The organism is Pseudomonas sp. RC10-4-2 (assembly GCF_050433085.1).
In the GTDB taxonomy this organism is placed as follows: domain Bacteria; phylum Pseudomonadota; class Gammaproteobacteria; order Pseudomonadales; family Pseudomonadaceae; genus Pseudomonas; species Pseudomonas aeruginosa.
In genome coordinates, this window is the sequence record NZ_JBNPXX010000004.1 from 478,335 (window position 1) to 502,155 (window position 23,821).

22 protein-coding genes are annotated in these 23,821 nt (G+C 67.2%); 6 read left to right on the plus strand and 16 right to left on the minus strand.

Going from position 1 to position 23,821, the window contains the following annotated elements:
- Positions 1 to 157 precede the first annotated feature (157 nt).
- From purU to glyA, 6 genes are all read right to left on the minus strand, one after another.
- Positions 158 to 1,015, minus strand: coding sequence for a formyltetrahydrofolate deformylase (gene purU, locus FHW81_RS21010; RefSeq protein ID WP_029611176.1), 858 nt, complete (start codon positions 1,013 to 1,015; stop codon positions 158 to 160).
- Positions 1,016 to 1,064: 49 nt separating this feature from the next.
- Positions 1,065 to 1,700, minus strand: a complete 636-nt coding sequence (soxG, locus tag FHW81_RS21015) for a sarcosine oxidase subunit gamma (protein ID WP_003096784.1) — start codon at positions 1,698 to 1,700, stop codon at positions 1,065 to 1,067.
- 93 nt (positions 1,701 to 1,793) lie between these two features.
- Complete coding sequence (locus FHW81_RS21020; protein ID WP_003117184.1) at positions 1,794 to 4,811, minus strand: sarcosine oxidase subunit alpha; 3,018 nt, start codon at positions 4,809 to 4,811, stop codon at positions 1,794 to 1,796.
- Positions 4,808 to 5,128: a sarcosine oxidase subunit delta gene (locus FHW81_RS21025; RefSeq protein ID WP_023084796.1), complete on the minus strand. Its 321-nt coding sequence runs from the start codon at positions 5,126 to 5,128 to the stop codon at positions 4,808 to 4,810. The genes FHW81_RS21020 and FHW81_RS21025 overlap by 4 nt, the downstream gene beginning before the upstream one ends.
- A 93-nt stretch (positions 5,129 to 5,221) precedes the next feature.
- The gene (locus FHW81_RS21030; protein ID WP_003096779.1) at positions 5,222 to 6,472 is read right to left on the minus strand and encodes a sarcosine oxidase subunit beta; all 1,251 of its coding nucleotides are present in this window, start codon (positions 6,470 to 6,472) and stop codon (positions 5,222 to 5,224) included.
- An 85-nt stretch (positions 6,473 to 6,557) separates the two neighbouring features.
- Entirely contained in the window at positions 6,558 to 7,811 is a 1,254-nt protein-coding gene (gene glyA, locus FHW81_RS21035; protein ID WP_023090985.1) for a serine hydroxymethyltransferase, read from the minus strand.
- Positions 7,812 to 8,026: 215 nt separating this feature from the next.
- On the opposite strand from glyA, the gene FHW81_RS21040 reads away from it, so the two are divergent.
- The 3 genes from FHW81_RS21040 (at position 8,027) to FHW81_RS21050 (ending at position 13,631) form a co-directional block, all read left to right on the plus strand.
- Positions 8,027 to 8,668 carry a hypothetical protein gene (locus FHW81_RS21040; RefSeq protein WP_003105700.1) on the plus strand — a complete coding sequence of 214 codons (642 nt, stop codon included), beginning with the start codon at positions 8,027 to 8,029 and terminating at the stop codon, positions 8,666 to 8,668.
- Positions 8,669 to 8,748: 80 nt separating this feature from the next.
- A complete protein-coding gene (locus FHW81_RS21045; RefSeq protein WP_003105702.1) occupies positions 8,749 to 9,789 on the plus strand; it encodes a low specificity L-threonine aldolase in 1,041 nt (346 codons plus the stop codon).
- 1,412 nt (positions 9,790 to 11,201) lie between these two features.
- Positions 11,202 to 13,631: a hypothetical protein gene (locus tag FHW81_RS21050; RefSeq protein ID WP_031772016.1), complete on the plus strand. Its 2,430-nt coding sequence runs from the start codon at positions 11,202 to 11,204 to the stop codon at positions 13,629 to 13,631.
- Here FHW81_RS21050 and gbcB read toward each other — a convergent pair.
- Positions 13,625 to 14,725 carry a glycine-betaine demethylase subunit GbcB gene (gene gbcB, locus FHW81_RS21055; RefSeq protein WP_003096769.1) on the minus strand — a complete coding sequence of 367 codons (1,101 nt, stop codon included), beginning with the start codon at positions 14,723 to 14,725 and terminating at the stop codon, positions 13,625 to 13,627. The genes FHW81_RS21050 and gbcB overlap by 7 nt on opposite strands.
- Before the next feature lie 424 nt (positions 14,726 to 15,149).
- Here gbcB and gbcA point away from each other — a divergent pair, with 424 nt between their 5' ends.
- From gbcA to FHW81_RS21070, 3 genes are all read left to right on the plus strand, one after another.
- Complete coding sequence (gbcA, locus tag FHW81_RS21060; RefSeq protein ID WP_003096766.1) at positions 15,150 to 16,439, plus strand: glycine-betaine demethylase subunit GbcA; 1,290 nt, start codon at positions 15,150 to 15,152, stop codon at positions 16,437 to 16,439.
- A gap of 274 nt (positions 16,440 to 16,713) precedes the next feature.
- Positions 16,714 to 17,274 carry an HdeD family acid-resistance protein gene (locus FHW81_RS21065; protein ID WP_003096765.1) on the plus strand — a complete coding sequence of 187 codons (561 nt, stop codon included), beginning with the start codon at positions 16,714 to 16,716 and terminating at the stop codon, positions 17,272 to 17,274.
- Between the two features lie 4 nt (positions 17,275 to 17,278).
- Positions 17,279 to 17,455 carry a hypothetical protein gene (locus FHW81_RS21070; protein WP_003096763.1) on the plus strand — a complete coding sequence of 59 codons (177 nt, stop codon included), beginning with the start codon at positions 17,279 to 17,281 and terminating at the stop codon, positions 17,453 to 17,455.
- On the opposite strand, the gene FHW81_RS21075 is transcribed toward FHW81_RS21070, so the two are convergent.
- The 9 genes from FHW81_RS21075 to dgcB form a co-directional block, all read right to left on the minus strand.
- A complete protein-coding gene (locus FHW81_RS21075; RefSeq protein WP_003105708.1) occupies positions 17,452 to 17,742 on the minus strand; it encodes a cell division protein ZapA in 291 nt (96 codons plus the stop codon). The genes FHW81_RS21070 and FHW81_RS21075 overlap by 4 nt on opposite strands.
- Positions 17,739 to 17,972: a hypothetical protein gene (locus FHW81_RS21080; RefSeq protein ID WP_003105710.1), complete on the minus strand. Its 234-nt coding sequence runs from the start codon at positions 17,970 to 17,972 to the stop codon at positions 17,739 to 17,741. Before FHW81_RS21080 ends, FHW81_RS21075 begins: the two co-directional genes overlap by 4 nt.
- A gap of 95 nt (positions 17,973 to 18,067) precedes the next feature.
- The gene (locus FHW81_RS21085; protein WP_003105712.1) at positions 18,068 to 18,301 is read right to left on the minus strand and encodes a hypothetical protein; all 234 of its coding nucleotides are present in this window, start codon (positions 18,299 to 18,301) and stop codon (positions 18,068 to 18,070) included.
- Positions 18,302 to 18,314: 13 nt separating this feature from the next.
- Positions 18,315 to 18,719, minus strand: a complete 405-nt coding sequence (locus tag FHW81_RS21090; protein WP_003114450.1) for a hypothetical protein — start codon at positions 18,717 to 18,719, stop codon at positions 18,315 to 18,317.
- Between the two features lie 31 nt (positions 18,720 to 18,750).
- Positions 18,751 to 18,957 (minus strand): helix-turn-helix domain-containing protein, encoded by a 207-nt coding sequence (locus FHW81_RS21095; protein ID WP_003096753.1) that lies wholly within the window; start codon positions 18,955 to 18,957, stop codon positions 18,751 to 18,753.
- A gap of 7 nt (positions 18,958 to 18,964) precedes the next feature.
- On the minus strand, positions 18,965 to 19,534 hold the full coding sequence (locus tag FHW81_RS21100; protein ID WP_003096751.1) for a hypothetical protein: 570 nt from the start codon (positions 19,532 to 19,534) through the stop codon (positions 18,965 to 18,967).
- 124 nt (positions 19,535 to 19,658) lie between these two features.
- A complete protein-coding gene (locus FHW81_RS21105; RefSeq protein WP_003105716.1) occupies positions 19,659 to 20,432 on the minus strand; it encodes an electron transfer flavoprotein subunit beta/FixA family protein in 774 nt (257 codons plus the stop codon).
- Positions 20,433 to 20,467: 35 nt separating this feature from the next.
- The gene (locus FHW81_RS21110; RefSeq protein ID WP_023090982.1) at positions 20,468 to 21,700 is read right to left on the minus strand and encodes an electron transfer flavoprotein subunit alpha/FixB family protein; all 1,233 of its coding nucleotides are present in this window, start codon (positions 21,698 to 21,700) and stop codon (positions 20,468 to 20,470) included.
- 118 nt (positions 21,701 to 21,818) lie between these two features.
- Complete coding sequence (dgcB, locus tag FHW81_RS21115; RefSeq protein ID WP_003107277.1) at positions 21,819 to 23,780, minus strand: dimethylglycine demethylation protein DgcB; 1,962 nt, start codon at positions 23,778 to 23,780, stop codon at positions 21,819 to 21,821.
- Between the last annotated feature and the right edge of the window lie 41 nt (positions 23,781 to 23,821).

A 23,821-nucleotide genomic window follows, 5' to 3' on the forward strand; every position in this document is an offset into this window, starting at 1 on the left:
CGCGCGGCTTTGCACTGGAAAGTCGTCTGTTGCGCGACAGGGCCGGAGAATGCTGGCAGCCGGCGGGCTGTCGGTGTTGCTCGGGTCGCGAGGCCGTGGGAAGCGCCCCTCTCCCTGGCCCTCTTCCTTCAGCGAGGGTTGGGAAGAGAGGGCGCGCTTACAGCACCACGGTCCGATTGGCGTTGAGGAATACCCTCCGCTCGATGTGGTAGCCCACCGCCCGCGCCAGGGTCAGGCACTCGATGTCGCGGCCCTTGGCGATCAGGTCCTCGGGGTAGTGGGCGTGGTCGACCGTCTCGACGCCCTGGGCGATGATCGGCCCTTCGTCGAGGTCGTTGTTGATGTAGTGGGCGGTGGCGCCGACCAGCTTCACGCCCTTCTGGTAGGCCTGGTGGTACGGCTTGGCGCCCTTGAAGCCGGGCAGCAGGGAGTGATGGATGTTGATCGCCCAGCCGTCCAGGCGCCGGCACAGTTCCGGCGACAGCACCTGCATGTAGCGAGCGAGGATCACCAGCTCGGCGCCACTCTCTTCGAGCACCTGCCAGACCCTGGTTTCCTGGGCCGGCTTGTCGTTCGGGTCGAGCGGGAAGTGGTGGTAGGGAATGCCGTGCCAGCGCGCCAGCGGCTCCAGGTCCGGGTGATTGGAAATCACCGCCACCACGTCCATCGGCAACTGGCCGATGCGCTGGCGGTAGAGCAGGTCGTTCAGGCAGTGGTCGGCCTTGGAAACCATGATCGCCACCTGGCTGCGGTAGCCCGGCGCGGTCAGCTCGGTACGCATGCCGAACGGTGCCACCCGTTCGGCCAGTCCGGCGCGGAAGGAGGCTTCGTCGAAGCCGTCGCCGGCGCGGAACTCCACGCGGATGAAGAAGCGTTGCGCCAGGCGGTCGTCGAACGAGTGGTGCTCGGTGACGTAGCAGCGCTGCTCGAAGAGGTAGCGCGTCACCACGTCGACGGTGCCCAGCAGGCTGGGACTGTCGGCGGTGAGGATCCAGGTGTCGGGGGTACGGCTCATCGCGAGGCTCCGGGTCCAGTATCCCCTCTCGGGGAGAGGGGAAGGCTGCTCATGCCGCTACCTGCAGGCCGTATTCGGCGCTGGCGTCCTGCAACCAGAGCCAGAAGTAGTCGGCGAAGCTGCGGCGCACGACCAGCTCCCAGGTGTCCTCGCCGGTATGGCGGATCACGCATTGCGACTTGGCGAAGATGCTGCCGACCGCCTTGCCCACCGGGAAGTTGCTCGGATGCACGTCGTAGCTGGTGGATTTCATCAGCAGTTCGCGGACGTTCGCTCCGCTCAGTTCGAGCAGCGTCTGCCCGCCGCTGACGTTGACCACCGCGTAGTGCAGCTCCTCGCCCAGGGCCTGGCGCAGGCGCTGTTCGACGGCGTATTCCTCGCCGCCGGGGACGATCAGCAACCATTCGTCCGGGGCCAGCCATTGCAGCGAGGTCTCGCCGCTGGCGACCAGGGTCAGGGCCACCGGCAGTTCCAGGCCGAGGGCCTGGTGCACGGCGGCGGCGAAGGCCGGGTCGGCGGCATCGCCGCGCAGCACCAGGTGGCCGAGCAGCTTCTTCTCGCGCAGGACGATACCGGCCTTCGCGGCGGTCTTGCCGGCGAGCTTGTGCAGCTCGGCATGGTGCAGCGGCGATTCGGCGTGGACGCCGGGTTCGGGGCGTTGCTGGTAGACGTTTGCCTTGCTCATTCGTTTTCACCTTGGGGCGCCGCGCGCCCTGGTAGCCTGTCTGCCTTCTCCCTTCGGGAAGAGGGCCGGGGAGAGGAGCGCATCCCTCTCCGGTCAATCCACGTTCTGCCGCTCCCCTTTGGGGTCGTAGAACACCGAGGAGCAGATCTCCGCCTCGATGAAGCGGCCGTCCGCCAGCGGCGCGTAGACCTTCTGGCCCATGCGCTTGAGGCCGCCTTTCACCACCGCCAGGGCGAAGCCGTGGCCGAGGCTGGCGCTCATGTAGCTGGAGGTGACGTGGCCGACCATCTTCATCGGGATCGCCTGCTGGGTGTCGAACACCAGTTGCGCGCCTTCGGGCAGTACCTCCTGCGGGTTGCTCGGCCTGAGTCCGACCAGTTGCTTGCGATCCTCGCGCAGGCAGTCGGCGCGGTTCATGCCGCGCCAGCCGATCCAGGAGAACGGCTTGCTGCGGCCCACCGCCCAGCCCATGTTGAGATCGTCCGGGGTGACCGAGGCATCGGTGTCCTGGCCGACGATGATGAAGCCCTTCTCGGCGCGCAGGACGTGCATGGTCTCGGTGCCGTAGGGCGTCAGGCCGTACTTCGCGCCGTGCTCGGCGAGCGCTTCGAGCACGCCCATGGCGTAGTCGGCCTGGACGTTCACCTCGTAGCTCAGCTCGCCGGTGAAGGAGATGCGGAACACCCGCGCCGGCACCCCGGCGACCTTGCCTTCCTTCCAGGTCATGAAGGGGAAGGCATCCTTGTCCAGGTCGATGTCGGTGACTTCGGCGAGCAGCTTGCGGCTGTTCGGGCCGGACAGGGTGAGGGTCGCGTAGTGGTCGGTGACCGAGGTGAAGTACACCTTCAGCTCCGGCCATTCGGTCTGGTGGTACAGCTCCAGCCACTCCAGTACGCGGGCGGCGCCGCCGGTGGTGGTGGTCATGACGAAGTGGTTGTCGGCCAGGCAGGCGGTCACGCCGTCGTCGAAGACCATCCCGTCTTCCTTGCACATCAGGCCGTAGCGCGCCTTGCCGACGTCGAGCTTGGTCCAGGCGTTGGTGTAGACCCGGTTGAGGAACTCCCGCGCGTCCGGGCCCTGGATGTCGATCTTGCCCAGGGTCGAGGCGTCGAGCAGGCCGACCGCCTCGCGCACCGCGCGGCATTCGCGGGCCACGGCGGCGTGCATGTCCTCGCCGCGGCGCGGGAAGTACCACGGCCGCTTCCACTGGCCGACGTCTTCGAACTCGGCGCCGTTCTTCACGTGCCAGGCGTGCAGGGCGGTGAAGCGCACCGGTTCGAACAGGTGCCCGCAGTGGCGGCCGGCGACGGCGCCGAAGGTCACCGGGGTGTAGTTCGGACGGAACATGGTGGTGCCGGTGTCGGCGATGCTCTTGCCCTGGGCCCGCGCGGCGATCGCCAGGCCGTTGATGTTGCCCAGCTTGCCCTGGTCGGTGCCGAAGCCCAGCGCGGTGTAGCGCTTGACGTGCTCGATGGACTCGAAGCCCTCGCGGCAGGCCAGTTCGATGGCGGCGGCGGTGACGTCGTTCTGCGGATCGACGAACTGCTTCGGTGCGCGTGCCGTGGGCTTCTCGTGGGGCACCTGGAACAGCGCGACGGACGCTTCCTCGCGGCGCGGCTGGACCTTCGGCAGGCTGCCGGCGGTGGTCTTGTAGCCGGCGTCGAGGGCGGCGCGACTCCCGGCCTGGTAGCCGTCGGCGAGCACCTCGGCGAGCCCGAACACGCCGTTCACGGCGCCGGCGCAGATGCGCTTCTGCAGGCCTTCGCCGGGGACGAAGGCGAGGATTTCCTCGCGCCATTCCGGCTTGCCGCCCAGGTGCGAGGCCAGGTGCACGACCGGGCTGTAGCCGCCGGAGCTGGCGATCAGGTCGCAGTCCAGCCATTCGCCGCCGCTGGCGCGCATGGCCTGCAGGTCGATCCGGGCGACCTTGGCGCCGCTGACCCGCTTGCCGCCGCGAGCCTCGATCACCGAACTGCCAGTGATCACCCGCATACCGCGTTGGCGTGCTTCCTCGATCCACTCGCCGCGCGGATTGGCCCGGGCGTCGGCGATGGCCACCACTTGCAGGCCGGCTTCCTGCCAGTCGAGGGCGACGCGGTAGGCGTAGTCGTTGTTGGTGGCCAGCACCAGTTTCTTGCCCGGTGCCACGCCGTAGCGCCGTACATAGGTGGAAACCGCGCCGGCGAGCATGTTGCCGGGCAGGTCGTTGTTGCCGTAGACCAGCGGCCGCTCATGGGCGCCGGCGGCCAGTACCACGCGCTTGGCGCGCACGCGGTGCACGCGCTGGCGGACCTGGCCGAGCGGGGCGACCTCGCCGAGGTGGTCGGTGCGCCGCTCGTGGATGGTGAGGAAGTTGTGGTCGTGGTAGCCGTTGACCGTGGAGCGCGGTAGCAGGATGACTTCCGGCAGGCCTTGCAGCTCGGCCACGGCGTCCGCGACCCACTCGGCGGCGGGCTTGCCGTCGAGGGTCTCGCGGGTGTCCAGCAGGCTGCCGCCGAACTCTTCCTGCTCGTCGGCGAGAATCACCCGCGCGCCGCTGCGAGCGGCGGCGAGGGCGGCGGCCAGGCCGGCCGGGCCGCCGCCGACCACCAGCACGTCGCAGTGGTGGTTCATCCAGTCGTAGCTGTCCGGATCGACCTCGGTCGGCGCGCGGCCCAGGCCGGCGGCCTTGCGGATGTACTTCTCGTAGGTCATCCACATCGACTGCGGGTACATGAAGGTCTTGTAGTAGAAACCAGGCGGCATCAGCTTGCCGCCGACCTTGCCGAAGATTCCCATCAGGTCGTTCTGCACGTTCGGCCAGCCGTTGGTACTGGTGGCCACCAGGCCGCCGTAGAGGGCCTGCTGGGTGGCGCGTACGTTGGGGATCTGGGTGGCTTCGCGGGAGCCGATCTGCAGGATCGCGTTGGGCTCCTCGGCGCCGGCGGCGACGATGCCGCGCGCCCGCGAGTACTTGAAGCTGCGGCCGACGATGTCGACGCCGTTGGCCAGCAGCGCGGCGGCCAGGGTGTCGCCGGCATAGCCCTGGTAGTGCTGGCCGTTGAAGCTGAAGGTCAGCGGGCGGTTGCGGTCGATGCGGCCGCCGCTGGACAGGCGATTGATCTGGCTCATGCCGGTTCCCCTTGTACGGCGGCTTTCTTCTCACCGTCGGCGACGACGCTGGGCTGCTCGCCGATCAGGTAGGTCTCGAGGATCTCGTAGGTCACCGTATGGCGGGTGACGTTGAAGTACTTGCGGCAGCCGGCGGCGTGCACCCACAGCTCGTGATGGAGGCCGCGCGGGTTGTCGCGGAAGAACATGTAGTCGCCCCATTCCTCGTCGCTGCAGGTGTTCGGGTCGAGCGGGCGCGGGATGTGGGCCTGACCCTTGGCGTGGAATTCCTCTTCGGAACGCAGTTCGCCGCAGTGGGGGCAGAAGATATTCAGCATTTTGTAGCCTCCGGAAACTGTTCTTGCCGGTTGACCGGCACCCTCTCCCTGAAGGGCGAGGGGCAGCGGATTTCGCCCTTCGGGCGGCTTTTGTCAGTGCGCCACTGCCGCCGCGCCGTGCTCGTCGATCAGCGCACCGCTGTGGAAGCGTTCGATGGAGAAGGGCGCGGCCAGCGGATGCGGTTCGCCCTTGGCCAGGGTGGCGGCGAAGACGTTTCCGGAGCCGGGAGTGGCCTTGAAGCCGCCGGTGCCCCAGCCGCAGTTGAAGAACAGGTTCTGCACCGGAGTCTTGCCGATGATCGGGCAGGCGTCCGGGGTGGTGTCGACGATGCCGCCCCACTGGCGGTTCATGCGTACCCGCGAGAGCACCGGGAACATCTCGACGATGGCTTGCAGGGTGTGCTCGATCACCGGGTAAGAGCCGCGCTGGCCGTAGCCGTTGTAGCCGTCGATGCCGGCGCCGATGACCAGGTCGCCCTTGTCCGACTGGCTGATGTAGCCATGCACGGCGTTGGACATGATCACGCTGTCGATGATCGGCTTCAGCGGCTCGGAGACCAGCGCCTGCAACGGGTGCGACTCCAGCGGCAGGCGGAAGCCGGCGAGCCTGGCCATGTGCCCGGAGTTGCCGGCGGTGACCACGCCGACACGGCGCGCGCCGATGAAGCCGCGGTTGGTCTCGACGCCGATCACCGCGCCGTCCTGCTTGCGGAAGCCAGTGACTTCGGTCTGCTGGATCAGGTCCACGCCGAGGGCATCGGCGGCGCGGGCGAAGCCCCAGGCCACCGCGTCATGGCGGGCGACGCCGCCGCGACGCTGGATGGTCGCGCCCATGATCGGGTAGCGGGTGTTCTTGCTGCAGTCCAGGTAGGGAATCTCCTCCGCCACCTGCTGCGCGTTCAACAATTCGCCGTCGACGCCGTTGAGGCGGTTGGCGCTGACCCGGCGCTCGCCGTCGCGCATGTCCTGGAGGGTGTGGCAGAGGTTGTAGACCCCGCGCTGGGAGAACATCACGTTGTAGTTGAGGTCCTGGGACAGGCCCTCCCACAGCTTCATCGCGTGTTCGTAGAGCAGCGCGGACTCGTCCCACAGGTAGTTGGAGCGCACGATGGTGGTGTTGCGCGCGGTGTTGCCGCCGCCCAGCCAACCTTTCTCGACTACCGCCACGTTGCTGATGCCGTGTTCCTTGGCCAGGTAGTAGGCGGTGGCCAGGCCGTGCCCGCCGCCGCCGACGATGACCACGTCGTAGACCGGCTTCGGCGTGGGCGTGCGCCACATGCGTTGCCAGTTCTCGTGATGGCTCAGTGAATGCTTTAACAGGCCGAAGCCGGAGTAGCGTTGCATGTGGATGCTCCTGAACTGTTGCTCCCTCTCCCGCGGAGAGGGTTGGGCCGGGGCGCGTCGGGCTCCCCGACCGTCTTCGGGGGGCTCAGCGATAGACCGGGAAGTCCGCGCAGAGACCGGCGACCTGGGTGGCGACCTTGGCTTCCACGTCGGCATCGCCGAGGTGGTCGAGGATGTCGCAGATCCAGCCGGCCAGTTCGCGGCTCTGCGCTTCCTGCAGCCCGCGGGTGGTGATGGCCGGGGTGCCGATGCGGATGCCGGAGGTGACGAACGGGCTCTGCGGATCGTTCGGCACGGCGTTCTTGTTCACCGTGATGCCGACCCGGCCGAGGGCGGCGTCGGCTTCCTTGCCGGTCAGGCCCTGGCGCACCAGGCTGATCAGCATCAGGTGGTTGTCGGTGCCGCCGGAGACCACGTCGTAGCCGCGGGCGATGAACACCTCGGCCATCGCCTTGGCGTTGCGGATCACCTGCGCCTGGTAGTCCTTGAAGCCCGGCTCCAGCGCTTCCTTGAAGCACACCGCCTTGGCCGCGATCACGTGCATCAGCGGGCCGCCCTGGGCGCCGGGGAATACCGCGGAGTTGAGCTTCTTCTCGATCTCCTCGTTGGCGCGCGCCAGGATCAGGCCGCCGCGCGGGCCGCGCAGGGTCTTGTGGGTGGTGGTGGTGACCACGTCGGCGAAGGGGATCGGGTTCGGGTAGAGGCCGGCGGCGACCAGGCCGGCGACGTGGGCCATGTCGACGAACAGGTAGGCGCCGACCTTGTCGGCGATGGCGCGGAAGCGCGGGAAGTCGAGGGTCTTGGAGTAGGCGGAGAAGCCGGCGACGATCATCTTCGGCTTATGCTCCACGGCCAGGCGCTCGACTTCGTCGTAGTCGATCAGCCCGGTAGCGGTGTCCAGGCCGTACTGCACGGCGTTGTACAGCTTGCCGGAGGAGGACACCTTGGCGCCGTGGGTGAGATGGCCGCCGTGGGCCAGGCTCATGCCGAGGATGGTGTCGCCGGCGTTGAGCAGCGCCAGGTACACCGCGGCGTTGGCCGAGGAACCGGAATGCGGCTGGACGTTGGCGTAGTCGGCGCCGAACAGCTGCCTGGCGCGGTCGATGGCCAACTGCTCGACCTTGTCGACGTGTTCGCAGCCGCCGTAGTAGCGCTTGCCCGGATAGCCCTCGGCATATTTGTTGGTCAGGCCGCTGCCCTGCGCCTGCATGACCCGCTTGCTGGTGTAGTTCTCCGAGGCGATCAGTTCGAGATGGTCTTCCTGGCGGGCCTCTTCGGCGTCCATCGCGGCGAGCAGTTCGTCGTCGTAGCCGCGGATCTGGTCATGCTTGCTGAACATCGCTGGGTCTCCCTGCGGCGCCGGAACCGCGCCGGAATGGCTGCAACGGGACACGCGGTCCCTTTGCCAGCGATGGTATGACCGGCCCTGCCGGCCCAGATGCCTATGCACGCCACGGGGAGGTGCGTTTGCGACATGGCGGTGGGATTCGGCAACCGATGCGGAACGCCCCGGGCTGGCGCTAAACTGCGTGCTCTTCGTCTTGCGAGAACACCATGAAACGCCCGCTGATCTTCCTTTCCGCCGTGCTGCTCGGCGCATCCCTGCAAGGGTGCGGGGGCGGCGATGAAAAGCAGGCCGCCGCGCCTGCGCTGCCGGCCGATTCCTGCACCGGCCATGAACTCGAAGTGGCCTTGCCGCCGGCCGGCAAGCCACTGTTCGGCTACGACTTCCTCTCCCGCCAGTGCGGCTACAACGATGCCACCGTGGTCTTCGGCGCCGCCGACGGCAGCAAGCGCCTGGAGATCGTCCTCACCGACACCGGCCTGCCGGCGCCGCCGACCGAGGGCGACGCGGTGTCCTATCGGGCGGCGCAGGACAAGCTGCGCGAGATGACCCAGACCAACCTGACCCTGCTCCACAAGACCCGCGAGACCGCCCTTAAGAACGGCACCGCCGAGCGCTTCGGCGGCGAGGACTACCTGCCGCTGATCGATACCACGCGGATGGGCGACCCGCTGGGAGTGATGGTCCCGGCCAAGGGCGAGGAGGGCGTCTCGACCCTCAGCGGAGTGATCAAGAACCGCTACGTACTGACCCTCAGCACCCGCGACACGCCCAATGGCGGCAGCGCCACGGCGATGCGCCAGGTGCTGGTGCCGTTCGTCGAGCAGATGAAGCTGACCAAGCTACCCTGACAGACTGTGCCGGCACGTACCCGTGCCGGCACGACCGCATGGAGCCCCACAAGGGCTCGGCAACCGTTCCAGAGGCCCACATGACCGATCACACCCAACAGTTCGCCAGCGACAACTATTCCGGCATCTGCCCCGAAGCCTGGGCGGCGATGGCCGAAGCCAACCGCGGCCACGAACGCGCCTATGGCGACGACCAGTGGACCGCGCGTGCTTCGGACTACTTCCGCCAGTTGTTCGAGACCGATTGCGAAGTGTTCTTCGCCTTCAACGGCACCGCCGCCAACTCCCTGGCCCTGGCTGCGCTGTGCCAGAGCTACCACAGCGTGATCTGCTCGGAGACCGCCCACGTCGAGACCGACGAGTGCGGCGCGCCGGAGTTCTTCTCCAATGGCTCCAAGCTGCTGCTGGCGCAGACCGAGGTCGGCAAGCTGACCCCGGCGTCGATCCGCGACATCGCTCTCAAGCGCCAGGATATCCACTATCCGAAGCCGCGCGTGGTGACTCTCACCCAGGCCACCGAGGTCGGCACGGTGTACCGCCCGGACGAGCTGAAGGCGATCAGCGCCACCTGCAAGGAGCTCGGCCTGCACCTGCACATGGACGGCGCGCGCTTCTCCAACGCCTGCGCCTTCCTCGGCTGCTCGCCGGCGGAGCTGAGCTGGAAGGCCGGGGTCGACGTGCTCTGCTTCGGCGGCACCAAGAACGGCATGGCGGTGGGCGAGGCGATCCTGTTCTTCAACCGCGACCTGGCCGAGGACTTCGACTACCGCTGCAAGCAGGCCGGCCAACTGGCCTCGAAGATGCGCTTCCTCGCCGCGCCCTGGGTCGGCGTACTGCAGGACGATGCCTGGCTGCGCTACGCCGATCACGCCAACCGCTGCGCGCGCCTGCTGGCCGAGCTGGTGGCCGACGTTCCCGGCGTCAGCCTGATGTTCCCGGTAGAAGCCAACGGCGTGTTCCTACAGCTTTCCGAGCCGGCGATCGAAGCCTTGCGCGCGCGCGGCTGGCGCTTCTACACCTTCATCGGTGAAGGTGGCGCGCGTTTCATGTGTTCCTGGGATACCGATATCGAGCGGGTCCGCGAACTGGCGCGGGACATCCGCCTGGTGATGGGCGCCTGAGTCCGCTCTCGGTCGCCCCCATGGCGCGGGGCGGCCGCTCTTTCCCCAAATCCTGTGGATAACTCTGTGGGCTAACTGTTCGGGAGCTATGCAAAAGTGCTCCCTGGAACGTCCTTCCTGTCTCCGCCCGAGACGCCGAAAGCCTTTATCCACGCGGCTCCACTCCAGTGGCGGGATAACCTGTCCAATCCACAAACACTGTGGAACCGAATGTGAATAACGTGTTCGCAGTCGCTTCCGGGCAGCGCCCCGCCGGGCTCTCCGGAGGCTGGTCGGTTTTTGAGCGAAAACAGCCGTTTGTGAACAGAGGATGACGGTTCGGGTGAAACGCGCTGACGAAACGGTGACGGGTATTGTCCCCTCCGGGCCCATGCAAGCCTGTGGATAGAAAAGACGGGGAGCGAAGTGGGCGCAAAAGTCGAAAACACCCTGCGCGGACGTAACGGCTTGAGGAAAAAGACAAAATTCTTCCGTTCCGAAGTCGCTGGGACAATGGAAGCAATCGCCGAGGGGAATTTCCCCCAATTCCTGTTGAGGTCGATGTGAAGAGCCTGTTTATAGAGTGCGGAGAGCCCGGTGGGGCGAGCCTTTCAGGGAATTGATCAAGAATTGACCGGATGTTCTGTCAACAGGTGGCGGGCTTGCTTTAGGGAGCTTGTGTATAAATGCAGGGTTGCCCACAAAAGGCCTGGAAAGTCTTGTGGACAACCTGTATGGATAGCGCCAGAAGCCGCATAGGGCTAAGCCTGCGGTGGATTGATCAATAAACGATCGGTGCGCATGGGAAGAGCCGGACTGCCTGAGAAAGCAGAGATTTTTCTTCATGCTGTGAATATTTTTTTGTTTTTCCCCACGGGAAGTGTAAAGCCCTGTGGAAAAGTTGTTCGCTCACGCTTGGGGGGGCCGTACGGCGGGGTCTCTGGCGTATTGATCGTTAAATGAGCAGGAGAGTGCGGCCAGGCCGAGCGTGCGGCGAAGTGCGATTTACCCGGAAGGAAAGCCGGATGGGCTTGCGGAGCCCTCGCGCCACGGAGGAGGTATTGTCGGTATGTTGTTTCTGGACCCGCAGGACATAGAGGAGGCGATGGATTGCACAACTTGTGGATAAGTCTGTGATCAACCTAGCCTGGAAAGGGCTTCCCGGAGGCAGGGACGGGCTGAATAGCCGGCCCTGAAATGCACTTGAATTTGTAGAATTTATCTTTTATTTCAAATGCTTGAGTGAACACATGGCGGACATCCAGGCGGCGAAGAAACACCTGTATGGAATTCCAGTCCGAATGTGGACAACCTTGGCGCCCTGGTGTTTTCCAGTATGAGAAGGTCAGCTTCGCCGTGGCTCTGGTGGTTGGCCGGAGCCTTGATTACCCTTGGCTTTTGCCAGGAAAGTGGGATGGATCATGGATGATCGGATGTCAGACAAGCCGCTCGGCCGCTTGTTGCTCGAAGGCCTCGGCGAGATCGCCTGGATCGCCGTGCTGGTGGCCCTTGGCGTCCTCCTTCCGTTGCCGCTGGTAGCGCTGGGTTGGGTGCTGCTGCTGGGCGCCGAGTGGGCCACGGATCGTTGGCGCGGCAAGGTGCCGTATCGCCTGCAACAGGCGCTGTTCTTCTGGGTTCTGGGTGGCGGCATCGCCCTGGGCCAGGCACTGCCGGGCTTCTGGCTGGGACTGGGCGGTGGCTTGCTGGCGGTGATCGGCGGCGTGCTGTTGCAGATCCGCTTCGAGCGCGGCCTGCGCCTGGAGCGCCAGGCTCCGCAAGCGCTGGACGCACCCCTGCCGGCCGGAGGTAGCGCATGGGGCGGCGAAGCGCCCGAGCGGACCCCCGAGGGCGAGGCGATCCGCCTGTTCGACGGCGGCGAGATCGCCATGGGCGGCCCGCTGGTATGCCACTACCTGATGCCCGACGGCTGTTTCATCCCCGACTGCAATCCTTCGGCACGCTTTTCCAGCGATGGCCGCCACTTCGTTTCGCCGATACCGAGCCGAGGCGCGTGGGGCCTGGCGATCTTCGACCGGCAGGAGCGGTTGCTCTACCGCTGTGCCGTGGACAACTTCTGGGAGCTGGACAGCGTCACCGAGCGCGAGGTGATCGGGCGGCACAGTCCGCTGACGTCCAACGCACCGCAGCGCCTCGAGCTGCAGGCGCTCAAGGCCGGCAGCGAGGCCGAGGCCTTCGTTGCCATCGGCGACCTCTGGCTGCCCGAGAGCGAATGGCAGCGCTGGAGCAGGGATCTGCGCGCGCAACCGCTACCGTCCCCGCTTGGCGGGCCCGCGCTGGAAATCCGCCCCTGGCTGCCGGCCAGCCTGCTGGCCCTGGACGATCCTTTCGCGCCGCTGCGCGCCAACCGCGGCGAGCTGTGGATAAACGGCGAGGCCAGCGGCCTCTACCTGTCCCGTGAAGCGCCGCCATTGGCTTGGAGCGATGACGGCCGGGCGCTGGCGCTGCAGGCTGCAGGCGAGCCGCTGGGGCAGGATACCTACTGGCTTTGGCGAGAGGACGGCGGTCTGCGTGCGCTGGGCGCGCCGTGGTCGGCGTTGCCCGCCGAGCTCCATGCCGGCGGGCCCGAACTGCTCGGGCTGGAGGATGGCTGGCTGCGTTTCGGCCTGGACCTGGCGCAACCCTGCCTGACCTACGAACGCTACGGCACGCTGGGTTCGTACAGCCATTCCAGCCTCTACCTTCTGCACGCTCGCGATGCGGACGACCGGCCGCGCTGGCGTGAGGCCGACATGCCGCGCCTGGACCTGTTGCTGCCGCTGGATGGCGCGGCCGGCAGGCCGGGATGCCTGTTGCAGAGCGCACCGCTGGCCGATGGCAGCCGGGCCGTCTGGGAGTGGTTGCGCGACGATCAGGAGGCGGAGCGCGGCGCCTATGCCTTGCGCCTGGGCGACTGGCGCCTGGATGGCGAGTGGACGCTCGACCACCGCGTGTCCGATTGCGGTCGCTACCTGGCCGTGGTGGCCTTCGCCGAGGCGCCGACCCTGCCGCAGCGCCTGGCCATACTCGATAGCCGGGAGCGGCGCCTGGAGTGGCTCGCCGAGCCGCTGGCCGATCTACACCTGCAAGGTTTCATCGATGGCCAGGTGCATTTGCTCCACCTGCTCGGCCGCAACGCCTACCAGCCGCCGGGCGGGCCGGGCGAAGGCGACCCCGGCCTGTTGCGCCGCTTCGACGAAGGCTTGCCCGAGCCCGGCGCCTGGCACGCATTCGGCTGCTTCCACGACGACTGGCGGCATTACTACGAGCAGGCGCGGGTGGCGTTCGATGGCACGGCCTGGCGGCTGTGCCCCACGTCGCGCTGGCTGGACGCAGCGCCACGGCCCTGGAGCGACGGCGACTTCGTCTTGCCGTCGGTGGGCGCGGAGGACGCCGCCTGGGGCTTCGGTTTCCACTACGAGGGCATGCACCGCGACGAGGACGTGCGCGCCGGGTTCAGCCGCGACGGCTACCTGCTGACCGCGTCGGGCATCGGCTTGGGCAACCTGGCGGCGCCAATGATCTGGTCGGCGGACGGTCGCTACCTGGCGCTGACCCGGCACGTCCAGCGCTACGAGGAAAGCGACCTGGAACGGGACCAGTGGCGCCTGCTGCTGCTCGACGTGCAAGAGCGGACGTTGCGTCGCTACCGCGACGACCTCGGCGAGTACCCGTGCTTCGACAGCTTCGACGACGACCTGTGCTTCCGCTGCGCGGGGACGGGGCGCTACGTGCTGGCCCTGGACTCGCTGCTGAAGGCTCCCGCCGAGCCGCTGCAGGCCTGCGCCGGACGCTGGCTGCCGGCCGAGGAACTGCCGCGGCGGCGCTACTGGGAGCGCCTGGCGTTTCCCTCGCGCCCTCAGTAGTCGATGACCACGTCGCCCTTGGGCACGCTGCAGCAGGAGAGGATGTAGCCTTCGGCGACATCCTCGTCGGTGATCCCGCCGTTGTGCTCCATCTCCACCTCGCCGGCGGTCTTCATTACCTTGCAGGTGCCGCAGATGCCCATCCCGCAGGCCTTCGGAATGTGCAGGCCGAGCTTGGCGGCGGCGGCGTGCACGGTTTCCCCGGGGCTGACGCGGATGCTCTTGCCGGTGGCGGTGAATTCCACCTGGTGCTGGTCGGCGACCGGTACCTCCGGCGCCTCGGCGGCTTCCGCGGCCAGTTCCCTGACGTCGGCGCGGACCTCCGGCGGAGTCGGCCCGAAGGCTTCCTCGTGGTAGCGGCTCATGTCGTAGCCGTGGCCCTGCAGCAGGTGCTTCACCGCGCTCATATAGGGCGTCGGGCCGCAGCAGAAGATTTCCCGCTCGAGGAAGTCCGGGGCGATCAGTTCCAGCATGCGCAGGTTCAGGTAGCCACGGTAGCCGGCCCAGGCTTCGCCGAGGCCGTGGCGCTCGCAGATGATGTGCAGGCTGAAGTTGTCGATCCGCGAGGCCATGTGCTCCAGCTCGCGGTGGTAGATGATGTCCTTCGGCGAACGGGCGCTGTGGACGAAGACCATGTCGACGTTGGCGTTGGTGTCGAAGAACCAGCGCGCCATGGACATCACCGGGGTGATGCCGACCCCGCCGGAGAGGAACAGCACCTTGTCGGCCGGGAAGTCGATGGCGTTGAACAGGCCGACCGGACCGTGCACCGGTAGCTCCTGGCCTTCCTTGAGGTTGTCGTGCAGCCAGTTGGAAACCCGCCCGCCCGGCACCCGCTTGATGGTGATGGAGAAGCTGTAGGGCACCGAGGGCGAGCTGGAGATGGTGTAGGAGCGCATCACCGGCTCGCCGTCGATCTCCAGCTCCAGGGTGACGAACTGGCCCGGCTTGAAGAAGAACAGGATCGGCTGGTCGGCCATGAAGCAGAAGGTGCGCACGTCCCAGGTTTCCTGGATGACCTTGACGCAGCGCACGAGGTGCCGGCCGTTGGCCCAGGTCTGGGTGGTGACCGGATTGAGGAAGTTGCTCGACATGATGATCTCTCCGTGCGCACGGGGCCGAACGATGGCCTGATGGGGCGGATTGTGCGCATCGCCGTGGCCGCTCATTTACCTGCCAGCGACATTTACATGCTTATCGCGACCTGCCTGCTGGGGCGCGGCCCGGAGCGTCGGAAACGGATGCGGTCATGTCGCCCATGGATAAGGTCGGCGGCGGGCGCGGGCCCACACTCCAGACCAGCCGAGACGAGGGTTTGCATGAACCCCGGGAGGGTAGAGCCCGGACGTGTAGAGCGACTGACCTTCATTCCCGCCACGGCGGGGCCCGTCCATCGGCAGGGCGGGATTCCGGACGCCGCGCCGGGATGAGGAAGGCTGTGAACGCCACCTTGCGTAGCAACCGTATCAGCCACTTTTTCCGCCGCCACCCGCGCGGGGGCGGCATGAGGAGTTACCGATGGACGTCACTTCCACCCTGAGTCTCGGCGATCCCCTGGAACCGGCCCGCAAGGCCACCGCCGACATGCTGCGCAGCCGCGACCACAGCTTCTCGCTGCCGCAGCCCTTCTACTGCGACCAGCGCCTGTTCGAGATCGACATGCAGGAGATCTTCCACAAGGAATGGCTGATCGCCGGCATGACCTGCGAGATTCCCGCCAAGGGCAATTTCCTCACCCTGCAGATCGGCAAGAACCCGGTCCTGGTGATCCGTGGCGCCGAAGGCCAGGTGCATGCTTTCCACAATGTCTGCCGGCACCGCGGCTCGCGCCTGTGCGTGAGCGAGAAAGGCAAGGTGGCCAAGCTGGTCTGCCCCTACCACCAGTGGACCTACGAGCTGGATGGCCGCCTGCTGTTCGCCGGCACCGAGATGGGCGCCGACTTCGACATGAAGGAGTACGGCCTGAAGCCGATCCAGGTGAAGACCGCCGGCGGCTACATCTTCATCAGCCTGGCGGAGAACCCGCCGGCCATCGACGACTTCCTGGCGACGCTCGAGCACTACATGGAGCCGTACGACATGGAGAACGCCAAGGTGGCGGTGCAGACCACCATCCGCGAAGCCGCCAACTGGAAGCTGGTGATCGAGAACAACCGCGAGTGCTACCACTGCAACGGCTCCCACCCGGAACTGCTGAAGACCCTGCTGGAGTGGGACGACGTCACCGACCCGCGCGCCAGCCAGGCGTTCAAGGACCAGGTGGCGGCCTGCACCAGCGCCTGGGACGCCGAGAAGATCCCGTACGCCCACGCCAGCTTCGGCCTGCGCAATCGCATCGTGCGCATGCCGCTGCTGGACGGCACCGTGTCGATGACCATGGACGGCAAGCAGGGCAGCAAGAAGCTCATGGGCCGGATCAAGAACCCCGACCTCGGCTCGATGCGCATCCTGCACCTGCCGCACTCCTGGAACCACTGCATGGGCGACCACCTGATCGTCTTCACCGTGTGGCCGATCAGCGCCCAGGAAACCCTGGTCACCACCAAATGGCTGGTGCACAAGGACGCGGTGGAAGGCGTCGACTACGACGTGGCGCGCCTGCGCGAGGTATGGGACGCGACCAACGACCAGGATCGTCGGCTGGCCGAGGAGAACCAGCGCGGGATCAACTCCGACGCCTACCAGCCTGGTCCATACTCGAAAACCTACGAGTTCGGTGTGATCAATTTCCTCGACTGGTACAGCGAGCGCATGCTGAACAACCTCGGCGAGGAGTCCGCCCACGTGCGCAAGGTGGCCGGCAGCTGAGCCGGATGAGGCGCCCCCTGGCGGGGCGCCGCTGCGGAGGAAAGGTCATGGACAACCTGCTGTTCTACGTCAGTTCCGCTTTCGTCAGCCTGCTGCTGGCCTGGAACCTGTTCGCCTGCTGGCGCCGCCAGCGGCCGCCGGAGAAGTCCCGGCCCTGAGCCCGCGCGCACGCCTTGCCTCCCGCCTCCGCCCCCTGACAGCCTCCCGGCAAAAGGACTAAGGTGGGAGGACTCAACCTGAACGGGCCGCTCAAGGGCGGCCTCTGGAGGCAAGCGTGGAAAACAATCCCCTGTGGGCCGAACTGGGCAAGCACTGGAAACTGGTGGCCCTGCGCGGCGTGGCGGCGCTGGTGTTCGGCGTCCTGACCCTGCTCTCGCCGGCCCTGGCGCTGACCGTGCTGGTGCTGTTCTGGGGTGCCTACGCGCTGGTGGACGGAGCGTTCGCCCTGATCGCCGCGTTCAACATGCGCAGCGATGGGCAGTTCAACTGGCCGCTGGCGCTGGTCGGGGTGATCGGCGTGGCGGCCGGCCTGGTTGCGTTCTTCTGGCCGCAACTGACCGCCATCGGCCTGCTCCTGATCATCGCCGGCTGGGCACTGGCGATGGGCATCTTCCAGATCGTCGCGGCGATCCGCCTGCGCAAGTCGATCCAGAACGAATGGTGGATGATCCTCTCTGGTGCCATCTCGGTGCTGTTCGGCGTGCTGATGATCGCCAACCCCGGCGCCGGGGCGCTGGCGGTGGTCTGGGTGATCGGCGCCTACGCGGTGTTCTTCGGCGTGTTGCTGGTCATGCTCGCGCTGCGCTTGCGCAAGACTTCGACCCTGAAGGCCTGACGCGGTGGCGGCGAAGCCGGCGGAGGAAACGCGCTGGTGCCTGTGGCGCCAGGACGACAACGGCAATGCCTTCGTCATGCGCCGCGACCTGACGCGCGACGAGGCCTGCGCGCTGGTCAAGGACTACCAGGCGCGCGGGCATCGGCAGCTGTATTGGGCGAGTCCGCAGGCGCGCGACTAGCCGGATGCCCCGGCGATCCGCTCGACCAGCGCTTCCAGGCGCTGCTCCACCGCTCGCAGGCGCGGCGACTCGCCGTCGTTCGCGCCGAGCTGGCGGGCGCAGAGATTGAGCGCGGAGAGCACCACCAGCTCGTTGCTGGTGACGTAGGGAAACTTGCGCTTGTTGGCGTCCACTTCCGCTTGCAGCAACGCGGCGGCGTCCGCTAGGGCCCTCTCCTCGCCGGCCGGCACGCGGATCGAATAGTCCCGGCCGAGGATCGACAGGACCTGGACGCCGTCGCGGCTCATGCGCTAACCGGTTGCTGCGCGCTGAGGCGCTCGACCAGGGCTTCCAGGCGGGCCTGGGTGCCGCTCTGCTTTTCTTCCTGCTCGAGCATGGAGAGTTGCAGGGTTTCGTTTTCCTCGGTGGCCTGGCGCAGCTGCTGCTGAAGCTGGTCGTGGCTGTCGCGCAGGGCCTGGTTCTGTTGCAGCAGCTCGGCTACCAGGGTTTCCAGGCGTTCCAGGGTGTTCTCCAGCATGATCTCGTCCCAGTCGTTCAAAGGGCGCGCAGGATAAAGAAAAGCGCCTGCCGAAGCCAGGTCCGTGGTCGGTTGCCAGGCTTCGGCACCCGGCTTCACCAGTGAAAGCTGCCGCCCAGCGAGTAGTGCCCGGGGTCGGCGACGAAGGGATCGCGATCGGTGGCCGGCGGGCAGTTGCGCCGTTTCAGGCAGTCTTCGGCGCGCTCGGCGTAGCTGCGTTCGTCGCCGCTGACGCGGACGTCCGGAAGGATGCCGGAGAAGGAGGGATAGCCCTGGGCGCAGCCGACCAGGAACAGGAACGGCAGGAGAGGGAAGAGGCGTCGGCTCATGGGGATACTCCGATCATTGAGGTTGCTCGACGATGCGGCGGATGGTGCCGCCGCAGATGTCGGTGAAGCAGCGGTCGTAGTCGGAACTGCAGTTGAAGTTGCCGGAGCCGCCGAAGCCGTTGTAGCCGAACGAGGAGGAATAGCCTGGCGCCAGGCATTCCTTGCGCGCCTGCTTCTTGCTCTTGCCCTGGCTGCAATAGTGGTAGCTGCGCCGTTCCGCTTCGCGCAGGCGGTTTTCGTTCTGCCATTCCAGGCGCGCGAGGCTTTCGCACTGGCTCTGTTGCGTGCGGCACTGGGCGACGCAGGTGCGTCCCGCTTCGCTCGGCGGCATCACGTACTGGTAGCGGACGGAGGGGCCGCAGCCCGAGATCAGGGCGAGCGCGAGCGCAACGCCCGAGAGGTTCAGGTGTCTGTTCATGGTTTCTGGTTGGGAAAGGGTGGAGCGGGGATCAGTCGTCCGCGACGTATTCCAGGATGTCGCCCGGCTGGCAGTCCAGGAAGGCGCAGATCTTCTCCAGGGTGTCGAGGCGGATGCCCTTGACCTTGCCGTTCTTCAGCAGGGACAGGTTCTGTTCGGTGATACCGATGGCTTCCGCCAGCTCCTTGGAGCGGACCTTGTTCTTCGCCAGGATGACGTCTAGTCGGATGATGATCATGAGGTCGTCATATGAAGGCTCTTACTTCTTCGTCCAGTTTCCTGGCTTCGCTCATCATCAGGCCGAACGAGCAGAGAAAGATCGCCTTGAGAAACTCGTAGGCCGCTTCGGAAGTGAGTCCTATCGAAACGCTCAGGACACGCTCGCCGTCGGGCAGGTCGAGAGATAGTACAAGACCTTGCAGCGTATTGATAAATGGCTGGAGCAAGAGTGCCAGGAAGGACAGCAGGCCGATGTGCACCAGGGTCCTGGCGTTGCGCTGCGACCAGCGTTCGCCCTTGGCCAGGCGGCGGAAGAACAGGCCGGTGAGCGCCAGGCCGAACGCGGAAAGCAGGGTCGGCAGGTAGTCCAGCAGCATCAGCAGCGCCCGGCTGCTCCAGGACAGGACGAAGCCGTCGCTGGCCAGGCGCGGCATTTCATCGCTCCAGGCCTGCAGGTAGCCCTGCTCGCTGAGGCCGGAGAACCAGAGGTGGGTGTTCGCTCCGAGTTCGATGCAGGCCATGCCCCAGGCCAGGATGGCGCAGAGCATGCCGAGCAGATAGAGCTTGTGGTTGCTGAGATGCGTGGACAGCGCCATGCCGGGTTCCCCTGTGTGTTTCGCGTCTGGATGGCGAAACTAGGGAATAAATTATCGTAATACAATAATTTATCGTCACCACGTCATAACTTGTGATCTGGCGCACAGTGCGTTCTGACCCGCTTCAGCGGATCACGCCTTCCTCGCGCAGGAGCTTGAAGATGGCTTCGGCGCCGGCTTCCGCCGAAAGATCCTTGAGTACCTGCCCGGTACCGCCGGAGGCCTTGGCGGTGGCGGCTTTCATTCGCTCGGCGCCGGTCTTCGCCTTGATTACCTTGAGCCGCTTCGGTCGCGGCCGGGCCGGTTGCAGGCTGTCTTCGGCGAGCAGCGGGTCGTCGACCACCTCCACCTCATGGGCCTCGATCTCGCCACGCCTAGCCGGGCCGAAGGCGCTCTGCCGGGCCACCGGCGCGGCATTGTCGACGCTGGCGACGAACGGCAGGCGTACCCGCAGTCGGCGTCGCTGGCCGCGAGGCAGAGCCTGGAGGACCTGAGCGCTGCCGTCTTCGACCTTCTCGACCTCGGCCAGGCCGACCACCAGTGGCCAGCCCAGGCGCTCGGCGAGGAGGAAGGGCAGCATCCCGGAGCCTTCCCCGGTTTCCGCCTGGCTGCCGGTGAGCACCAGTTGCGCGCGGGAGTCGCGCAGGTGCTCGGCCAGTGCGGGCAGGGCGTCGGCGCCGGCCGGCTGTTCCAGCACGGACAAGCGTTCCAGGCCCATGCCGAGATAGCCGCGCAGCGCCTCGGCGTGCGGGTCGCCGGCGTGCAGCACCTGTAGGCGTGGGCCGCTCAGGCGCAGGCCGAGTTCCACCGCGCGGGCGTCCTGTTCGGCACGGCGCGGGCGTCCGGAGGCGGGATGGGCGCCGATGGAGACCAGCGCGACGATGTTCAGCTCAGTCATGGTTCGATACCGATGAAAGGTACGTGGAAGCGGGTTCAGGCCGCATCGCGGGCGGCGCCGTTGCGGTGTGCCTCGGCCAGGCGGATCAGCGCGCGGAGGATTTCCGTCGAGTCGCCGATCACCGAGAGATCGGCGCGCTTGATCATGTCGCAGCCGGCGTCGCGGTTCACCGCCACCACCTTGTCGCAGGCGCCTATGCCCTGCAGGTGCTGGATCGCCCCGGAGATGCCCACCGCCAGGTAGACCCGCGCGGTGACCCAGGTACCGGTGGCGCCGACCTGGCGGTTGCGCGGCATGTGCCCGTCGTCCACCGCCACCCGCGAGGCGCCCTCGGTGGCGCCGAGGACGGCGGCGGCCTGGTGGAACAGCGTCCAGTCCTGCACGCCGTTGCCGCCGGAGAGAATGAATTCGGCCTCGGCCATGGGAATCCGCGCCGGGTCCACGGCCACCGGGCCGAGGTCCTCGATGCGTGGCAGGTTGCGCGCCACCTGCTCGGCCATGTGCAGTTCGCGAACCTCATGGCGGGTCTCGCTGACCGGCTCGGCGCATTCCGCCGCGGCCAGCAGCAGGCGCGGCAGGGCGCGCTGGATGTCCTCGCGGCCGGCGCCGGCGCGGCCGATGCAGCGGCCGTCCTCGACCTGCCAGACGCGACCGGCCGGCCGCTCGCCGAGCGCGGCGGCCAGGCGCCGGCCCAGTTCGCCGCCGCCGTTGCGACTGTCCGGGAACAGCCAGTGGCGCGGGGCGAGCTGGTTCTCCAGGTTGCGCAGGGCGAGTATTCGCTGCTCGGGCGCGTAGCCGTCGTACTCGCCGCCGGAGAGGTGCAGCAGGCGGTCGACGCCGGCGCTGTCGAAGGCGCTTTCCTTGTGTTCGCCGAACACCACGGCGAGCACCGCGCCGTCGTTGCCGGCGAGCTTGCGGGCCAGTCCGAGGAGGTCCTTGTCGTGGCTGGAGAGACGGCCGCCGACCATGTCCGGGACCACCGCGACGAGGAATGCCGGTTGCTCGACCACATGCAGCAGCAACTGCGCTTCCTGCGCTACGCTGGCGCGGCGCACGCCGCTGCCCTGCTGGCCGCCGGAGCGATCGATGCGGCGGATGCCGTTGGGGCCGAGGAAGCCGACGGCGTGCGGGTTCTTGCGGATCACGCCGTGGGGGCCCATCCAGCGCACCTCGCCGCCTTGGGCGGACTGCATGGCCGCATGCAGCGGATGCAGGCGGTTGCGGGCGATCCATTCGGCGCGTGGATCGCGACGGACGATATCGTTCATGCGGAATGCTTCCTGTGGCTGCGGCTACCCGATCCTGCGGCCCCCTCCCTGGAGGGAGAGGCCGCTATCCGTGCTACCCCGGTTAGCAGCGGGTTCGATGTGAAGCTCGACACTCTCATCAATGCACCTCCGCCACGGCTTCACGCCGCAACGGCTTTTTTGCCGGCGCTTCCGCCTGTTCTATCAGCGCTTCCGCTACCAGCTCGGCGATGTCCTTGATCTCCGGCCGCGGCGCCACTACGCCTTCGAGCATCGCGGTGCACTGCGGGCAGCCGACGGCCACCAGCTCGGCGCCGGTCTCGCGGATGTCGGCCATGCGCATGTCGGGAATCCGTTGCTTGCCGGGGATGTCGGTGATCGGCGCGCCGCCACCGCCGCCGCAACAGCGCGAGCGGAAGCCGGAGCGTTGCATTTCCTTGACCTCGATGCCGAGTGCGCGCAGCACGTTGCGCGGCGCCTCGTACTCGCCGTTGTAGCGGCCCAGGTAGCAGGGGTCGTGGTAGGTGACGCTGCCGGCCTTGCTGCGGCCCGGTTGCAGCGTGCCGGCGCGCAGCAGTTCGTCGATGAAGGTGCTGTGGTGCAGTACCTGGTAGTCGCCGCCGAGGGCGCCGTATTCGTTCTTCAGCACATGGAAGCTGTGCGGGTCGCAGCTGACGATGCGGGTGAAGCGGTATTTCGCCAGGGTCGCGATATTGCGCCTGGCCAGGTTCTGGAAGGTCGCCTCGTCGCCCAGCCGGCGCGCCACGTCGCCGCTGTCGCGCTCCTCCAGGCCGAGCACGGCGAAGTCCACCGCGGCCGCCTTGAGGATCTTCACGAAGGCGCGCAGGGTGCGCTGGTTGCGCATGTCGAAGGCGCCATCGCCGACCCAGAACAGCACGTCGGCGCTCTTCTTCTCGCTCATCAGCGGCAGGTTCAGGTCGGCCGCCCAGTTCAACCGGCCGCCGGGGGCGAAGCCGCCGGGGTTGTCGGTGGCGATCAGGTTGTCCAGCACCTCGGCGCCCTTGTTCGGTGTGGCGCCTTTCTCCAGGGTCAGGTGGCGGCGCATGTCGACGATGGCGTCGACGTGCTCGATCATCATCGGGCACTCCTCGACGCAGGCCCGGCAGGTGGTGCAGGACCACAGGGTGTCGGCGTCGACCAGGGCCTTGCCATCCAGCGCGACGATCGGCTGGTGCGGGCCGCCGCCGTGCTCGCCCAGCGGTTTGCCTGGATAGGGGCTGCCGGCGAACTTCGCGTCGTTGCCTCCGGCCAGGCCGATGACCATGTCCTGGATCAGCTTCTTCGGGTTCAGCGGCTGGCCGGCGGCGAACGCCGGGCACATCGCCTCGCACTTGCCGCACTGCACGCAGGCGTCGAACCCGAGCAACTGGTTCCAGGTGAAGTCGCTGGGCTTTTCCACGCCCAGCGGCGCCTGCGGATCGGCCAGGTCGAGCGCCTTGAGGCCGGTGGAGCGGCCGCCGCCGAAGCGTTCGGCGCGGCGGTGCCAGGCCAGGTGCAGGGCACCGGCGAAGGCGTGCTTCATCGGCCCGCCCCAGGTCATGCCGAGGAACAGCTCGGACACGCCCCAGGCCACGCCAATGGCGAGGAGGCCGGCGAGGAACCAGCCGCCGAAGCCTTCCGGCAGGATCCCGGCCACCGGCAGGGTGGCGAGGAAGAAGCTCGCGGCGAACGCCAGCAGGCTCTTCGGCAGGCGCATCCAGGGGCCCTTCGACAGCCGCGACGGTGGGTCGAGGCGGCGGCGGGCGACGAACAGCGCGCCGACGAACATCAGCGCCGTGGCCGCCAGCAGGGCGAAGCCGAGGATCCGGCCGTGCAGCCCGAAACCGTGTACCAGGATCGCCAGCAGCGCCGCCAGGACGAAGCCGCCGGCGGTGGCGACGTGGGTCCTGGACATGTACCTGTCGCGCTCTACCACATGGTGCAGGTCCACCAGGTAGCGACGCGGCATCTGCATGAGGCCGCCGATCCAGTCGACCTTGGCGGGTCGGCCGCGGCGCCACATGAGGAAGCGCTTCGCGGCGCCGAGCACGGCAAGTGCCAGGGCGGCGAAGAGCAGGACGGGGAGGAGGGTGTCGAGCATTTCTGGTCTCCCTGCGGGACGTCAGGCGGCGCTGGATCGGC

Excerpts from the sequence above, each read along its gene's own strand:
- FHW81_RS21100 (WP_003096751.1), bottom strand. The coding sequence starts at position 19,534 with ATGGCGCTGTCCACGCATCTCAGCAACCACAAGCTCTATCTGCTCGGC.
- FHW81_RS21020 (WP_003117184.1), bottom strand. The coding sequence starts at position 4,811 with ATGAGCCAGATCAATCGCCTGTCCAGCGGCGGCCGCATCGACCGCAAC.
- FHW81_RS21040 (WP_003105700.1), top strand. The coding sequence starts at position 8,027 with ATGAAACGCCCGCTGATCTTCCTTTCCGCCGTGCTGCTCGGCGCATCC.
- FHW81_RS21095 (WP_003096753.1), bottom strand. The coding sequence starts at position 18,957 with ATGATCATCATCCGACTAGACGTCATCCTGGCGAAGAACAAGGTCCGC.
- FHW81_RS21085 (WP_003105712.1), bottom strand. The coding sequence starts at position 18,301 with ATGAGCCGACGCCTCTTCCCTCTCCTGCCGTTCCTGTTCCTGGTCGGC.
- FHW81_RS21045 (WP_003105702.1), top strand. The coding sequence starts at position 8,749 with ATGACCGATCACACCCAACAGTTCGCCAGCGACAACTATTCCGGCATC.
- gbcA (WP_003096766.1), top strand. The coding sequence starts at position 15,150 with ATGGACGTCACTTCCACCCTGAGTCTCGGCGATCCCCTGGAACCGGCC.
- FHW81_RS21105 (WP_003105716.1), bottom strand. The coding sequence starts at position 20,432 with ATGACTGAGCTGAACATCGTCGCGCTGGTCTCCATCGGCGCCCATCCC.
- FHW81_RS21050 (WP_031772016.1), top strand. The coding sequence starts at position 11,202 with ATGTCAGACAAGCCGCTCGGCCGCTTGTTGCTCGAAGGCCTCGGCGAG.
- FHW81_RS21090 (WP_003114450.1), bottom strand. The coding sequence starts at position 18,719 with ATGAACAGACACCTGAACCTCTCGGGCGTTGCGCTCGCGCTCGCCCTG.
- FHW81_RS21025 (WP_023084796.1), bottom strand. The coding sequence starts at position 5,128 with ATGCTGAATATCTTCTGCCCCCACTGCGGCGAACTGCGTTCCGAAGAG.
- FHW81_RS21080 (WP_003105710.1), bottom strand. The coding sequence starts at position 17,972 with ATGCTGGAGAACACCCTGGAACGCCTGGAAACCCTGGTAGCCGAGCTG.
- glyA (WP_023090985.1), bottom strand. The coding sequence starts at position 7,811 with ATGTTCAGCAAGCATGACCAGATCCGCGGCTACGACGACGAACTGCTC.
- soxG (WP_003096784.1), bottom strand. The coding sequence starts at position 1,700 with ATGAGCAAGGCAAACGTCTACCAGCAACGCCCCGAACCCGGCGTCCAC.
- gbcB (WP_003096769.1), bottom strand. The coding sequence starts at position 14,725 with ATGTCGAGCAACTTCCTCAATCCGGTCACCACCCAGACCTGGGCCAAC.
- FHW81_RS21075 (WP_003105708.1), bottom strand. The coding sequence starts at position 17,742 with ATGAGCCGCGACGGCGTCCAGGTCCTGTCGATCCTCGGCCGGGACTAT.
- FHW81_RS21030 (WP_003096779.1), bottom strand. The coding sequence starts at position 6,472 with ATGCAACGCTACTCCGGCTTCGGCCTGTTAAAGCATTCACTGAGCCAT.
- FHW81_RS21110 (WP_023090982.1), bottom strand. The coding sequence starts at position 21,700 with ATGAACGATATCGTCCGTCGCGATCCACGCGCCGAATGGATCGCCCGC.
- purU (WP_029611176.1), bottom strand. The coding sequence starts at position 1,015 with ATGAGCCGTACCCCCGACACCTGGATCCTCACCGCCGACAGTCCCAGC.
- dgcB (WP_003107277.1), bottom strand. The coding sequence starts at position 23,780 with ATGCTCGACACCCTCCTCCCCGTCCTGCTCTTCGCCGCCCTGGCACTT.